This is a genomic window from Cryobacterium shii, from assembly GCF_004402595.1.
In the GTDB taxonomy this organism is placed as follows: Bacteria; Actinomycetota; Actinomycetes; order Actinomycetales; family Microbacteriaceae; genus Cryobacterium; species Cryobacterium shii.
The window spans coordinates 1-14,132 of the sequence record NZ_SOFY01000001.1; the positions used below are offsets into that span (position 1 = coordinate 1).

Consider the following 14,132-nt stretch of genomic DNA (forward strand, 5'->3'; position numbering starts at 1 on the left):
ACCGGCCGTTGAGGCCGCCGTGCTCAACTGGCCGGAAACGGTGCCGCACTGGCCGGTTAATTAGCGCTGAAATGGCCGGCTTCAAGTTGACAAAACACAGCCAGCTGCCAGGCCTCTTCGAGTTCCGGCATCCGGATGTAGTGCGCTCGCACCCGGTGCCGGCACGCGGCTTTCGCCAGCGCGCAGCCCAGGTACGATTTCCCCGACCCGGTGAAGCCCTGGAACACGACGTTCTGCTGCCGATCGATGAACGAGCACGTGCCCAGCCCCGCGAGCATCGACCGGTCAAGGCCGCGTTCCTCGACCAGGTCCAGACGGCGCAGGTCCGCGTTCGGATAGCGCAGGTTCGCCCGGCGGATCAGCCCCTCGACCTTGGTTTGGGTGAAGACGGAGTGGGCGTCATCGACGGCGAGTTTGATCTTCTCCTCGAACGCCAAACCAAGGGTGAGGGTGTCGTCTTGCGCGTCGAACGCGTCCAGCAGGGTGGACACGCCCATTTCGCGGAGCTTGCGTTTGGTCTCGATATCGATCCGGCTCATCGTGCACCGCCTCCGTAGTAGTCGGCGCCGCGGACATATCCGCCGGATTCAGGTTCGGCGGGTTCGAAGCGAGGCATCTTGCGGGTGCTTTTCTTGTCTTGCCCCGTCTCCAGGATCGGTTGCAAGTGCGCATACCGGGGCGAGCGAACACGACCCTCCAGCGCGATCTGGCACGCCTTTTCCACTCGCTCACTGGAATAGCGGCGGCTCAGCCGCAGCGCTGCGAGGGCGGCGTCGAAGCCTTGCTCTTCCACCGGCACGACCTCGAAGATCCTGTTCACCACGGTCACCATGTGCGGGCCGACTCGTTCGGCCCAAGCCCGGATCCGGACGGTGTCCCACTCCCGATACTTCTCGCCCTGGGGCTGGTCGGCATCGTTCGTGCGGTATTCGTTCACGACATGCTCGCCGAACAGCAGGTGGCTGGTGAGCCGCTCATGGTTTCGATAGATCTCCAGCAGTTGGCTTGTGATGCGCAGATCCACGGCTTGGCCGATCTGGGCGTAGGGGGCGGAGTAGAAGTTCTTCTCCCAGACCACATGCCCGTTCTTCTGCACCCGACGCCCGATGATCCACCGGCTGATCTCGTAGGGAGCCGACGGCAGCGGCCGCAGCAACGCCTTCTCCTCGGTTTGGAACACGCTCAGGCGGGAGCCGGCACGTTTCTGGAACGGTTCCCGGTTATAAGCATCCATGCGCTCCCGGATCGCGGTCCGCAGTTCGGGAAGCGCTCCGAAGCTCCGATGACGTAACCCTGCGATCACCCAGGTGGCAACATGAGAGACCGTATTTTCCACGCTCGCTTTGTCTTTTGGCGCCCGCGGGCGGCCCGGCAGCACGGCTGCCGAGTAGTGCGCTGCCATCTCCCGGTAGGCGTCGTTCAACACGATCTCACCCTCGCGGGGGTGCTTGATCACGCCGGTCTTCAGGTTGTCGGGCACGATCCGGGGAACCGTTCCGCCGAACCACTCGAACATCGCGACGTTGGCCAGTAGCCAGGTGTCTTGCCGCATATCCAGCGCCGGTTCGACGAACGCATACCGGGAAAACGGCAGACATGCCACGAACAAATACACCCGAGACGTCTCGCCCGTCACCGGGTCGGTGAGCTGCATCGTCGGCCCCGACCAGTCGACCTCGACCGTCCGCCCAGCCTTATGGCCAACCCGCGACGCCGCCCCCGTGACCAAGGTGTGCGCCGCGTATGCCTTGCAGAATCGGTCATATCCCATCGCCGGCTGCCCCGTCACCGCGCACCCGTCGACATACTCGCCATGGAGCAGCTTCAGCGTCACCCCGACCTTGCCGAGCTCTTTGTGCACCCCATCCCAATCGGGCTGCACGAACACACTCTCGTGCTCGCCGCGGCCCGGGAACAGCAGCGCATATACCTCGCCGTCGCTGCGGCCAACGTGACCGTCACGGCCGATGCCGGCCTGGTCAGCGGCATTGAACACGGCCAGCACGCTCTTGCGCGACATGCCCTGCGCGAGCGCGATCCCGCGCCCCGTCATGCCCTCGGCGCGGAGTTCGAGCACCAGCTTCGCTTTGATCCTTCGTACCATTACTAATTACTCCTTCCGCCGCGTGCCTATACACGCAGCGGAAGGAGCTAAGCAGATGGCCCTCAACAGAAATACTCGGTGGCCCCACACCGCGCTACTGACCAGATCGACCAGTGGCCCCGAACGTCAATAACACTGGCCCCCAGAAGCGCAAATACTCAGTTGCCCTTGAGCGCCTCCTGAGCGAGCTCTGCTTGGGGGATGTCGCCACCGCTGCTGGGCAAGTATGACTGTCGCGGGCAAGCGAATGAACGCTTTGGGCCTGCTGAGACGGGTGAAGAGCGTAGGCACTCCACCCGTCCGAGCTGTCAGCTAGCGTCTACGAGCGCGGCCGCCTTCGCACGTGCGTCTGCGTCTGCCTGGGCATTCACGAGCGCGAGGTCAATCGCCAGTGAGCGATTGACTACGGCGGTCAGGGTCTGCTGCGGCCTCGTCGCGCCACCCCTCGGCGGGCACGCGCAGCTGGAGCCCATGCGTCGGATCCTGGCATGATCTCCGACGTGAGCCGGATCGACAACACCGTCGTCTTCGACGGCGCGACGCTCCCAGTCGGTGTTGTCTCGCGCCTGGAGATCCGTCAGTTCCTGGATGCCGCCCGGCAGTGAGGTGCGCCGCTGCAATCCCTTGTAAGTTGTCGCTTTGTTGTTCCAGGCATCCGAGGGGACGCCATATTCCTGCAGCATCGGTTCCTCACCGAGCATCCGCTGGGCACGATTAATCACCCTGTCGCGGCCGTCAGAGAACCAGAGCTGATCATTACGCACGGCCTCCATCAGACGGTCATTGAACGTCTGCCTTCCCATCGGCTTACTTCCTGGATTCTCGCGTACGCGCCACGCCTCAAACAGGTGGTGCAGAAACGGGAACGGGAGGAGGTCCCATGCAAACTGCTCACGAAGCTCCACCCAGAACTCGCGAACCAAATCGTTTCGGATCTGCGCTTCCTCTTTCAGGTCGCGGCACGATTTCGGCTCTGAGAGCGTGTAGTGAGTCATGTGGAGAACCCTCCACAGCACATACTCCAGAACCTTCTTATCGCTGAGGAAGGTCTCTTTGATCTCTGGGAAGGCGGCCCCTGTGAAACTCTTGGGGAAGGGGACGAACAGCTGGCGGCGCGAGAACGAGCTGGACTTGTCCTTTGTGCTGAGAAGCGCATTGACGCACTGAACAATAAAGCCGCGAAAGCGGATCGTGATTACCCTTCGCCCCTTGCGGTTGATCGGGATCCGATCGCCGGTTACGGCGGCCTTTAGGTTGGCCAAGAAGGTCAAATGCTCCCCGACATTGTTTTCGTCGACCAGCACGGCGAACGCCGTTAGGAGCGGCTCAAGCTTGAAGTCATTGCCCGGCCCGCCCCACTGGTCGAGAGGAATCGAGCAGTACGCGCCAGAGCCCTCGCCGAACAGATGCTGGATCATCTCCACGAGGGTGCCCTTGCCCGATTCGCCGAGGGTGCTGTAGAAGAAGGCCATCTTGTTCCAACGAACGCCCGGGCGGACGCTGGCGCTGATGATCTCCCAGACAGTATTCGCAACATTCTCAGCATCATCCAGCGGTTCGAAGAGATCGAGCAGCCAGTCACTGAATTGCCACGGCGAGCGGTCGCTGAGGAAGCGCATCGGTTCTTCAGGCTCGGTGCGCGGGCAGTCGACGGCGAGCTTTGACGTGAAGACATCGACGTCGGGGTCGTAGTCCCTCTGGGTCTTCGTCTTGAAATCGAAGACGCGGCTCTTGCACGGGATCGCGTCGCGATCGGAGGTCTTTTCTACGCGAGGCACGATGTCGTAGAGCTTGCCGATGATCTCCCTCATCTTCGGGTCGGAGACGTCCTGGTCGAAGCCGAGGATCAACGCTCTCAGGGCCGACTCGTCTGAGACAAAGAGGCCGCGGTTCGCGCCGGTGGGCTGGTAAAAGCTGAGTTCATCGAGAGTCGTATCACCCAGGCCAGCGTGCGCGATCCGACGGATCCGATGCCAGCGCGCGGCCAGCTTTGCGAGCTGCCAGGCGGTCAACGCGGCAGGGGCGCCACCCGGCACGTACACAGGCCGCTGCTTGCCGTCTTCCCCGTACCATTCGCGGATGCATGCCATTGTCGTGCGCACCAAGAGCTCCGAGTTCGAGGTCAACTTCGCGGGCAGTGCCGTGGGGTCGAGCCCTGCGAGCCCCCCAAGGTATCTTTCGGTGGCGTGGTGGATCCGCTCCGCACGACTCCACTGCTGCGGAAGTTCGTCAAGCCAGCTGTTCTTGTCGAACTCGACGTTGGGGTCAGGCGCGAACTCCGTGTCGGCTATCGAGCCTTCCTCGTCGCTGGTAGGACGCTCGTAGCCATTCTCGGTGAGAGAACTACTCGTCGGGAGCGCGTGATCATTAGCGGAGGTCCTCCCCTCGGGGTTGGCAGCGCGGACGAGGTTGGGCTGAACTTCCTTGTCCCTTTCGGCGTCTGTTGTTAGAGTCATCGTTAAGTCCTTTCAGCCGAGCAACGAGCTGTAACTCGTCGGCTGGAGATAGAAATCGTGTAGAGCGCCTCGGCAATTGCCGGGGCGTTTTGCTTGTATTCACTTGGTCGGGCCGCGTCGACATCTGTGCTTCGGCATTCGGCTCACGCTGCCTGCACGAATCGTGCTGTACCCAGGCAACGATGTCGCCTTGGCGCCAGCGCACTTCGTGCCGGATCTTCTTGATGGCACGGGGTAGCGACTCCCCGTTCGAGCGCGGGCTGGGCCTCTTTCGTGCTCACTTGTGACCACCGCCGCCCAAGAAGAGGCCGCGCAGTCGCAACGCCTGCTGGGCAGAGAGAGCAGGTGCGGAAGCCGCCTCAGCGCGCGCCCACGCGCGAATCGCCTCAAGTTCCGTCATCGGCGGCGGCGACGTCCTGGTCCGCTCAAGGAGCGCGGCGGTCATCGGGTGCCCCGCGAGGGGGCTACGAGCGCCTCCAGGTAGGCGTCGAGGTCGGCAGGGAGGATCCGCCAGCGCCCGCCCACCTTGTAGGCAGGTAGCCGCCCGGTGCGGATATCGTCGCGAAGGACGAAGCTCGATCGCCCGCTTGTGTCCTCCGCCTGCGGTACGGTGAGCGCGCAACGCAGGTCGTCGTATGTGGGTGTCGATGCATCACTGGGTATCACGGAACACTCCTAAGTAGGTCGTGTCCCGAAGAGGCCGCCGCATCGAGATTGAGTTTTTCCGGCCATGGATTGTGTTTAGTGAAGGCTCCGCCGGATCTTGCTGTTCTGTTATGTTTGCTACATTAGTTACGTTTCCTATGCATGTCAACACTAGGAAAGGATCCGATTCGTGCCCATTACTCCAGAAACCGAACTGCGGGAGCGCGACTGGCACGTCAGTGCGTCAAACGGACTCATCGACGTTCACCCAGGCATTGCGATACCGCGCCTCGTGCGTGCAGGGGGGCCGCTGAGTCGTGTGCCGTCAGCCGAAGTGGGTGCCGCGGCCCTCGACGAGGGGTTCCGACTCGAGATTGAAGCTGTGTACAGTCAGCCGCTCGGCTACTACACACTGCGCTCGGTTTCCCTCGTTGCGCCAGAGGATGAAGAAGTCACAGGGGTACTACTGCGCACTGTGACGCCCCTCGGCGTCATGCGCTGGATACTGCCGCGCACATTTCAGCTCGACGCCTCGGCGCTCAGCGTTGCCGTCGTGGACTTCGTCGCACCCGAGCTCAAGCCATATCGGAAGGCGCCCAGCGGGGGATCCGTGAGCATCGATCTGACGGATGTCGGAACTGTATATCGCCTCGCGACGATTGTGCGCTATCCGCCGGCGAAGGCGGTGGCCGAAACGTTTTGCCTCCAGGCCCGCACCGCCACCAACTGGATTGCACGGGCTCGGGCCGTCGGCCTGATCTGATTGAGGGCGTGGAGGCGTCCCCACGCCGGCGTACCCCGCCGAGGTGGAGCCGGCACTGAGGTGGAGCCGGCACCGACGCTTCTGCTCCGAGCTATCGCCAGTCGTAGGTGACTCTGCCAGGATTTGCGCCCTTTCGCCCCACCGCCTCCGGCGGTACACGGTGAATCCTTGGCACGATCAGTTCTCTGATCACATGGCGCTGCCATGCGATGTCACCCGCTTGGTCACGCTCCGCCCACATCTCGCGCACCCGTCCGGACTGAGCCAGCTCGAGCACGAGGGGGTCAGCCGCTGCCAGCGATTCGAGCCGTCTCCGTGCATCTTCAATCTTGGGTTCCACAAGATCGCGCTGTTCTGTGAGCATTCGCAGGTCGCGGCGACGCTCGGCCTCCGTCGCAACCTGGTCAAGCCACTCCTGGTGACCTCGGATCTCCTCCAGGACCGCATCGCGCTCTGCATTGACGTCTTCGTCCTGTTCGCCCAACGTTGCCAGGAAGTCAGGTCGCTCCAGGCGAGCCAGCACGAGCTCTGTGATGATCAGGTCTAGGTGCTCCTCGCGCATCGAGACATGGAACCCTGGTCGCCCCGGCATGCCGATGCATTGGTAGGCGTGGTAACGAGGTCGGGGGAGTGGCTCGCCGTTCTCGTCATACTTCTGAACTCCGCCGTTCTGCCGCCCGACACGCATGCGGGCGCCGCACTCTCCACAGAGCGCGATGCCGGAGAGTAGATGCTTGGCTGGCCAATTGTTGGACTTGAAACCCCGTGAGCCCATAGCAAGCTGAAGTTTCTCCCAAGCCTCCGGGTTGATCAGGGGAGGCCAGATGCCTTCGTATGTCGCGAGTTCACCCTCGGTTGGATTGTGCTCGCGCTTGCCTGTGTAGACGGACATGGTCAGCATCTGCTTCACAGCGGGGGCGGTCCAGCCCATCGACTTGCGGTGTACCTCGCGCGCCGGGCGTCGTGGCGGGATGCCCTTCTCGTTGAAGGTGGCTGCGATGTCGTAATAGGAGCGGCCCATGAGCACCATCGCCGCTGCTTCCTTCACGACCCAAGCTTGGTCGGGGTGTTCAACCACTCTTTCGAGGACCCGCATTCCGTTGGGCTTCACTGAGTAAATCCGCTGATACCCGTACACGTTTTTTCCGTGAGGTCGCCCGCTCTTGGCGGCAGCCCGCATATCTCGTTTAAGCCGCTCGCTGGTCTTGTCGGACTCGTATTCGGCGTCAGATGCGTCTTCGCGCAGGCTATGACGGTCGCGGGAATTGCTCGGGTCGTACACGCGATTGTGCGTGAGAACCCAAATCTGTACTCTGTGGTCGCGGCAGAGATCGATGAGATCGATCCACTCTCCCGTCCTGCGAGAACCTCGGCTTGACTCCCAAATCGCGAGCAGATTAGCTTCGAATCTGCCCTCTTCGAGGTCTGCGACAAGTTGCGCGAAGCCCTCTCTGCGCTTGGTTGCGAAGCGACTGGCGCTGCGGTTGTCATCGCGGTAGTAGCTGGAGTGGACTTGCCAGCCGCGCCTGTGCGCCTCTGCGGTGATTTCGTCGTGTTGCTGATCGGGGCTCTTACCTGTGCCCGAGCGGTCGAGTGAGACGCGCAGATACTCCCGCACAAGTAGGTTTTGGTCATCCAGCACGTTACTGACCCTATGGGGTGACCGTGCCGTGCGTGAACTGTGCCGAGGTGGGATCAGACCGGGCGGTGCTGGCTCCCATTGGCGTGGCCTTCAGCTTCTGGGTGTGGAACCACGTTTGAAGCGCTAGTTGCGTGTCGCGTCCTCGTTGCGGATGAGCGACGCCGGCAATGATCGGCCAGCATGTTGACGTCGCATCAAGGTTCGGTTCGCAACTGGGCGGCCTGGAAGACGACATCGCCCGCCAATGGCTGCGATGCGCGAGGACCTCTCCCACGAGACGTTCGGACGATCGGCGGGTTGACGTGTTGGACTCAGTCCAGTGTTGCCTGGGTGTCGACCTTCCCGTCGGGCTATGGAGCAATCAGCGATCGAAAACGGTGAAGTCGAGATCCAAGATCGCCTGTTTGATGAGAGACGCATCGTCGCCAGCAATGGTCTTTAGATCCGCGAAGATGTCCCAACCCCCGTCTTTCGCGAGTGGACTTGTGAGAGTGAAATAGCACAGATCGTCGTCCTCGAGGGTTGCCAGCAGACCCGCCTGCTCTAGATGCTTCGCGCGACGTTCGATCTCGTAGTCCTTGATATTTGCAACCCCTTCAATGTGGACAACTGATGCTCCGATGCCCTTGTGGAGCCCTGTTCCAAATCTAGGTTCCAGATCGCCGTGAATCAGTATGAGTGCGATCAAGTCGCGTATGGCTATCGGTTGCTTCGCAAGGGCGGAAACAAACGCCGTCATCTCGGGGAGGCTCTCGGCGGCAAAGGCACCGTCGTCAACTCCATCGAGCGCGCGGAGGTTGACGGGAAATCTTGGCGTCAACCCTGCAGTTGTGTCTACGATGCGGGCAAGCCCAGCCATCGCTTCGCGGTACCAAGATTCGTGATCAGACTTCATCTTTTTGACGACAGCGACCGTGTAGCGGTCTTCCAAGTCTTTGTTGTCGATGACCTTGTGGTGCTCACGGCATACCAGAAGTAAGTTTTGAGGGTCTCGTAGTTGTTCGTCGTCCAGCGAGTGGTCGCCGCGCGCGGCAGTCAGCTTGACGCCCTGGATGTGTGCAACCTCGCAGTTCCAAGTTCCGTCGTCTCTCAGGAGCGACTTGTTGCAACTCTCGACGGCGGTCTGGAACGCACAGCGATTGCCGGAATACAGATACAGTTCGCGTGTCGCTGCCGATACAGGGGTCAGACGATTGCGCGTGTCGCTCATGCGCTCAGCCTAGCCAGCGACTTTGGAATTCGACCGCACTGCACGGCGCCACCGAGGGCGGGTCTGCGCAAGTTCGTCGGTCCCTGGCGCTTGAACCGACCAGACGGCCCTGGATATCAGCACCTCGACCGGAAGAGCCGGCCGAGGCGGAACTCATCGCCCAACCGAACAATGTCCGGCCGTCGGTTCAGGAGAAAGCCCTGATAGTGGCGTTGCGACCTGGTGTATCCGCAGGTTGTGGCACTTCGTCAGGATCTGCATTGAACATCCGATACCTTCAGAATCATGCTCACTCACAACGTTGCCAGTTTCGCCGGAGGACTGAGTGCGAAGCTCGCCACACGATCGCGGCACGTGTGCACGTTCTTCGGAGCTGGTACTTCTAAAGCATGCGGCCTACCCGACGTCGTCCTGCTGACGGCGAACATCTCGGCCGGGCTGGAAGGCAAGCAACTCGAATCGTTCAAGCGCCTCACCTCGTCCCGCAATCTCGAGCAGGCCCTTAGTCGGCTGAGAAGGATTCAGGCGGTCGTAGACGAAGGGGACGTGGTCGACGGCCTCACCCTGGAGCAAGCGAAAGATCTCGATCTGGCAATTTGCAAACTGATCATCGAGGAGTTGTCCGCTGTCGATGCTGATATGGAACCCGTCGACAAGCTGGCGGCTTGGGTCGCTCGTGCCGACTACTTGCGGCCAATCGAGTTGTTCACCGTCAACTACGACTGCGTACTAGAGACAGCGCTGGAATCGAGAGGCGTTCCGTACTTCGACGGGTTTGTTGGGACGTGGAAAGCGCGGTTCAGGACAGACATGGTCGAGGCAACCCAGAACGACTCAGAAGTCCTGTTGCCACCTTTCTTCGCAAGACTGTGGAAGTTGCATGGTTCCGTGAACTGGACGTGGGATCAGACCCATCCAGCGGGTGAGGTCCTGCGGCTGGGTGCCACCGTTCCCAACGATGAGGTCGCTGCCATTTTTCCCTCGGACGCCAAATACGAGGAATCCCGCCGCATGCCCTTCGTCGTGCTTCAGGACCGACTCCGACGCGCACTCAACGAACCCGAAACTATGTTTCTCGTATCGGGCTATTCGTGGGCTGATGATCACCTGAATGAGCTCTTCTTCGATGCCGCGGCTCGCCGACCACGTTCGGAGTTCATCGCCTTCTGTTATTCGGCTATCCCCGCCAACCTGGCAGAAAAAGCGATGCAGACGCCGAACCTGCAGGTGATCACGCAAACTGAGGCCATCATCGGTGGTCTTCGTGCCCCCTGGGAAGGCCCTGGTGAGGGCGTGACTCTTCCCGATGACATCTGGAACGGGACAACTTGCGGGCTTGGAGACTTTGGCAACCTGGCCAGCTTCTTGTCGCGGAGTTCCTCGGACTCCAGCTTGGACAGCCAGAGTCGACCAGTTGGAGTCTCGTATGTCGGATAGGGACGAGACTTATGTCGGCCGAGTGAGGCACGTTCTTGGCTCGCAGATAACAGTGGAACTGGATCCTGGCCTCGCCGGAATCGCGCCAATCTACCGCGGGCAGCTTCAGCAAATCGGACAAATCGGTTCTCTTGTTCGGCTGCCCCAGGGAATGGTAGATCTCATCGCTACCGTCACCCTCGTTGGCATATCAGAACTGACTGCTGGACTGGGCCCTCGCGAGAATTCCTCGGCGGGCGAGAGATGGCTGCAAGTGCAACTCCTCGGCGAGGTCGATAGGGGAACGAGGCAATTTCGCCGCGGCGTAGGTTCTTATCCAGGTCTTGACGATCCCGTCCATTTCGCCCGGAGGGAGGAGCTGGAAGCCGTCTATCCTCCTTCATCGACCTCGCACATTCGCATTGGTCGGCTGTCAGCTGCGGAGACAGTTCCTGTCGCCCTTGATGTCAACAAACTGGTCGTTCGCCATTCTGCCGTGGTTGGCTCTACGGGTTCCGGAAAAACAAGCGCAGTCGCGTCACTCCTGCAGGGCTTCGCCAATGGGCACTGGCCCGCAGCCAACATCGTGGTCATCGACAGCCATGGCGAGTACTCTCATGCGCTGTCCGGACATGCGTCTGTTAGGTCTGTCCTTGGCCCAGAAAGTGGCCGGCTACACGTCCCGTACTGGGCGCTCCCAGCGGAGGACATCTTGCGGGCCTTTACCGGGTCCTCCGGAGGCCCGACGACCCAGAAAACGTGGGCGACCCTGGTCGCGGAGGAGCGACGCAAATTCGTGAATGCGGCCTCTTGGCTCCACCTCGATCCACACGCGATTACTGCAGACACTCCAGTGCCGTTTGATGTTCGCGAGGCATGGCTGCAGCTGGACTCTGAGAACAGAGAAACTCGGCAAACCAAAGCAAATCCAGATTCAATCTGTCTGGAAGTTGCGGGAGACGCGTCAACCCTGACATCGGCGATTTACACCCCTCACGGTCCCGCAGGAAGTCCGCCCATGCAGGGTCCTTTTTTCGGTGTTCACGGGAGCACACCGGAACTCCTCCGCCTTGGTCTCCTCGACCCTCGCCTGGCATTCATGTTGGAGCCAGCTGGGACCATCGATGGGCCCGACCCACTCGTCGACGCTGTCGACTCATGGATCGGGGGGACAGCGCCAGTATCAGTCCTCGACTTCAATGGTGTACCCGATTCGGCCGCCGAATTGGCCATCGGCGTCATTCTAAAACTGCTTTTCGACGTCGCGATACGAACGCCGAGTGGAATCGACGGCATCGGCCGCCCAAGCCCCATTCTCATCGTGCTTGAGGAAGCCCACCGATACTTAGGCGACAAGGCAGCACCCATTGCACGAGATGCCGCAAATCGAATAGCTCGGGAAGGTCGAAAGTACGGAGTCGGACTTATGCTCGTGACTCAGCGGCCGTCCGACCTGCCGGACACGGCATTGGCGCAATGTGGGACCATCATCGCCCTGCGTCTGAGTAACAGCGCTGACCAAGGCAGAATTCGGACAGCTTTACCCGACAGCGTCGTCGGGCTTGCAGAAACGCTCCCTTCCCTCAGAACGGGAGAAGCAATCATCAGTGGCGAAGCGCTCGTATTGCCAACTCGCGTGGTCCTCGACCGACCGAATCCCCTCCCACTGGCCGAGGACCCTTCCCTAGAGCCGTGGCGCACCAACGCTGGAACGCGAGGCGTAAGCGGTGCTTTGGCCCGGTGGCGGGGCATTTATGAACAGGAGAGAGAATGACTATGGACTGGCGACCAGTTACATCCGCCCGTATCGTCGCTGAAGCGTACGACGTGGAAACAGAGACCATCTATGTGGAGTTCCCGAAGGGCGGCGTCCAGTGGTGGTATTCCGCTTGCCCGCCTGAAGTCTGGGAACAATTCACAGCAGTTGGACAGTCTAGAGGCCAGTTCATCCACCAGGTCCTCAATTTCAAACCGAACGGTCGGTCGGCTTAACGCCGCGTGCAGAACGTGATGTAAGAGCGCTCAGCGGTTGCGCCCACGTGACATCGAGTTGGTTGAACTCGGCCCCGACTCGACCGAGGGTCTTCGTCGCATTGTCCATGCCGCGCACAACCAACGTTCCAGTGGCAGTCTTGTCGAACCTGCACCCGGCGGGTTGAGGCGAGCACATGCCAAAGACCCTTAGACGTTGACCGGCCCGGGACCACGCTAACGTCTGCCAATTCTTGGGCGACTCGATCCGCCTCGCAAATAAGCACCCATCTGTCTTGTTATCCATGTCCGGCGCGAATTGCGCGGTGGTGATCGCGGGGATCATGCTGCTCGGCGGGTACCTGCGGCTCGGACGCGGGATGCGCATCACGTTGTCCCTCGCCACGCTGCTGGGCTTCGTGGTGCTCGTGACACCGGAGCCCAGCGTGCTTCGCGCGGCGCTGATGGCCACGATCCTGATGCTCTCCGTCGCGTCCGGCCGGCCGGGCCGGGGTGTGCCGCTGCTGGCCCTGGTCGTCGTGGTTCTGCTGGTGGCAGATCCGTGGCTGGCGCGCAGTTACGGCTTCGCGCTCTCGGCGCTGGCCACGGGCGGGCTCCTGGTGCTCGCCGGTCCGTTGACCCGGGTGCTGAGCCGCTGGATGCCGACCGCGCTGGCAGCGGTGATCGCAATCCCGCTCGCCGCGCAGCTGGCCTGCCAGCCCGTTCTGGTGCTGCTGACCCCGACGCTTCCGCTGTACGGGGTGCCGGCGAACCTGTTGGCGGGCCCGGCGGCCCCGTTCGCGACCGTGGTCGGCCTGGTGGCCTGCCTGCTCCTGCCCTGGTTGCCGGGGATCGCCGGGGGAGTCCTGTACCTGGCCTGGCTGCCCGCGGCCTGGATCGCGGCGATTGCGCGCACGAGCGCGCTCCTGCCGGGGAGTCGGCTGCCGTGGCTCGGGGGAGTCGTCGGGGTGGCTGCCACGGGCATCCTGACCGTCGCGTTCGTGGCGCTCGTTCTCCGCCGTCCGGGGGCGGTCCGGGGCTGGTGGCCGCCGACCGCCGTCGCCGTGCTCGTCCTGGCGGGCGGCGCCTACACCGGGACCCTGATCGGGTCGGGCGTGGGACGTGCCGTGGCCTTCCCGGCGGACTGGCAGATCGCGGCCTGCGACATCGGGCAGGGTGACGCGGTCGTGGTGCGGGATCAGGACCTCTACGCACTGGTCGACGTGGGGCCTGATCCGGCGCTCCTGGCGGAATGCCTCGACACCCTCGGAATCGACCGGATCGATCTGCTCGTGCTCACCCACTACGACCTCGACCACATCGGGGGCGTCGAGGCCGTGATCGGCCGGGTCGGAACGGCCCTGGTCGGCGTCCCCGAGAACGCAGAGGACGAGCGCCTCCACCTGCGCCTTGCGCGGGGCGGCGCGGACGTGCGTCAGGCCGCGCGCGGCGACACCGGAACGCTCGGCGCACTGCGCTGGGAGATCTTCTGGCCCGTTCGGGGTTCCCCGGCGATGCAGACCGGCAACGCCGGGAGCGTGACCATCGGGTTTGACGGGCGCGGAATCCGTTCGATCTTCCTCGGCGACCTCGGCCAGGAACCGCAGGACGCCCTCCGCCGGGTCGCCCCACTCGCCACCGTGGACGTGGTCAAGGTGGCCCACCACGGGTCGAGGGACCAGAGCCCTCAACTCTATGCCGACCTGCGAGCCACCGTCGGGCTCATCTCGGTGGGCCGAGATAACGGCTACGGGCACCCGACCGACGCCCTCCTCGGCATGCTGGCATCCGCGGGCACGCTCGCCCTGCGCACGGACCTCGGCGGGATGATCGTGGTCGCGCCCGCCCCGGACGGCGGCGGTGCCCTCACCGTGTGGACGGAGACCGTGCCGGTCGGCGGCCCCGACTAGGCTTGAATCGCGCCA

At 62.4% G+C, this 14,132-nt stretch carries 10 protein-coding genes and 1 pseudogene; 5 read left to right on the plus strand and 6 right to left on the minus strand.

Annotated features, from left to right (window positions below; genetic code table 11):
- Positions 1–98: 98 nt before the first annotated feature.
- The 4 genes and pseudogenes from E3O49_RS00005 to E3O49_RS18945 all read right to left on the minus strand — a co-directional run.
- Positions 99–539: pseudogene (locus E3O49_RS00005) on the minus strand (ATP-binding protein); the annotation flags it as partial.
- Entirely contained in the window at positions 536–2,104 is a 1,569-nt protein-coding gene (gene istA / locus E3O49_RS00010) for an IS21 family transposase (RefSeq protein WP_134450777.1), read from the minus strand. The gene istA and the pseudogene E3O49_RS00005, both read right to left, overlap by 4 nt.
- 308 nt (positions 2,105–2,412) lie before the next feature.
- Positions 2,413–4,560 (minus strand): DUF5906 domain-containing protein, encoded by a 2,148-nt coding sequence (locus E3O49_RS00015; RefSeq protein ID WP_134450779.1) that lies wholly within the window; start codon positions 4,558–4,560, stop codon positions 2,413–2,415.
- Between the two features lie 441 nt (positions 4,561–5,001).
- On the minus strand, positions 5,002–5,226 hold the full coding sequence (locus E3O49_RS18945) for a helix-turn-helix domain-containing protein (protein WP_134378165.1): 225 nt from the start codon (positions 5,224–5,226) through the stop codon (positions 5,002–5,004).
- 169 nt (positions 5,227–5,395) lie between these two features.
- Between E3O49_RS18945 and E3O49_RS00025 the strand changes: the two genes are divergently transcribed.
- Positions 5,396–5,968 (plus strand): hypothetical protein, encoded by a 573-nt coding sequence (locus tag E3O49_RS00025; RefSeq protein WP_134450781.1) that lies wholly within the window; start codon positions 5,396–5,398, stop codon positions 5,966–5,968.
- Positions 5,969–6,059: 91 nt separating this feature from the next.
- Here the strand turns inward: E3O49_RS00025 and E3O49_RS00030 are convergent, their stop codons facing one another.
- Together E3O49_RS00030 and E3O49_RS00035 are read right to left on the minus strand one after the other, a co-directional pair.
- Positions 6,060–7,610 carry a recombinase family protein gene (locus E3O49_RS00030; RefSeq protein ID WP_134450783.1) on the minus strand — a complete coding sequence of 517 codons (1,551 nt, stop codon included), beginning with the start codon at positions 7,608–7,610 and terminating at the stop codon, positions 6,060–6,062.
- Positions 7,611–7,971: 361 nt separating this feature from the next.
- Positions 7,972–8,820, minus strand: coding sequence for an HNH endonuclease (locus E3O49_RS00035; protein ID WP_134450785.1), 849 nt, complete (start codon positions 8,818–8,820; stop codon positions 7,972–7,974).
- Positions 8,821–9,105: 285 nt separating this feature from the next.
- On the opposite strand from E3O49_RS00035, the gene E3O49_RS00040 reads away from it, so the two are divergent.
- From E3O49_RS00040 to E3O49_RS00055, 4 genes are all read left to right on the plus strand, one after another.
- A complete protein-coding gene (locus E3O49_RS00040) occupies positions 9,106–10,257 on the plus strand; it encodes an SIR2 family protein (RefSeq protein ID WP_134450787.1) in 1,152 nt (383 codons plus the stop codon).
- Between the two features lie 151 nt (positions 10,258–10,408).
- Complete coding sequence (locus E3O49_RS18950) at positions 10,409–12,010, plus strand: ATP-binding protein (RefSeq protein ID WP_420898172.1); 1,602 nt, start codon at positions 10,409–10,411, stop codon at positions 12,008–12,010.
- Positions 12,011–12,012: 2 nt separating this feature from the next.
- The gene (locus E3O49_RS18955; RefSeq protein ID WP_134450793.1) at positions 12,013–12,228 is read left to right on the plus strand and encodes a KTSC domain-containing protein; all 216 of its coding nucleotides are present in this window, start codon (positions 12,013–12,015) and stop codon (positions 12,226–12,228) included.
- A gap of 284 nt (positions 12,229–12,512) precedes the next feature.
- Positions 12,513–14,117 (plus strand): ComEC/Rec2 family competence protein, encoded by a 1,605-nt coding sequence (locus tag E3O49_RS00055; RefSeq protein WP_134450791.1) that lies wholly within the window; start codon positions 12,513–12,515, stop codon positions 14,115–14,117.
- Positions 14,118–14,132: the final 15 nt, after the last annotated feature.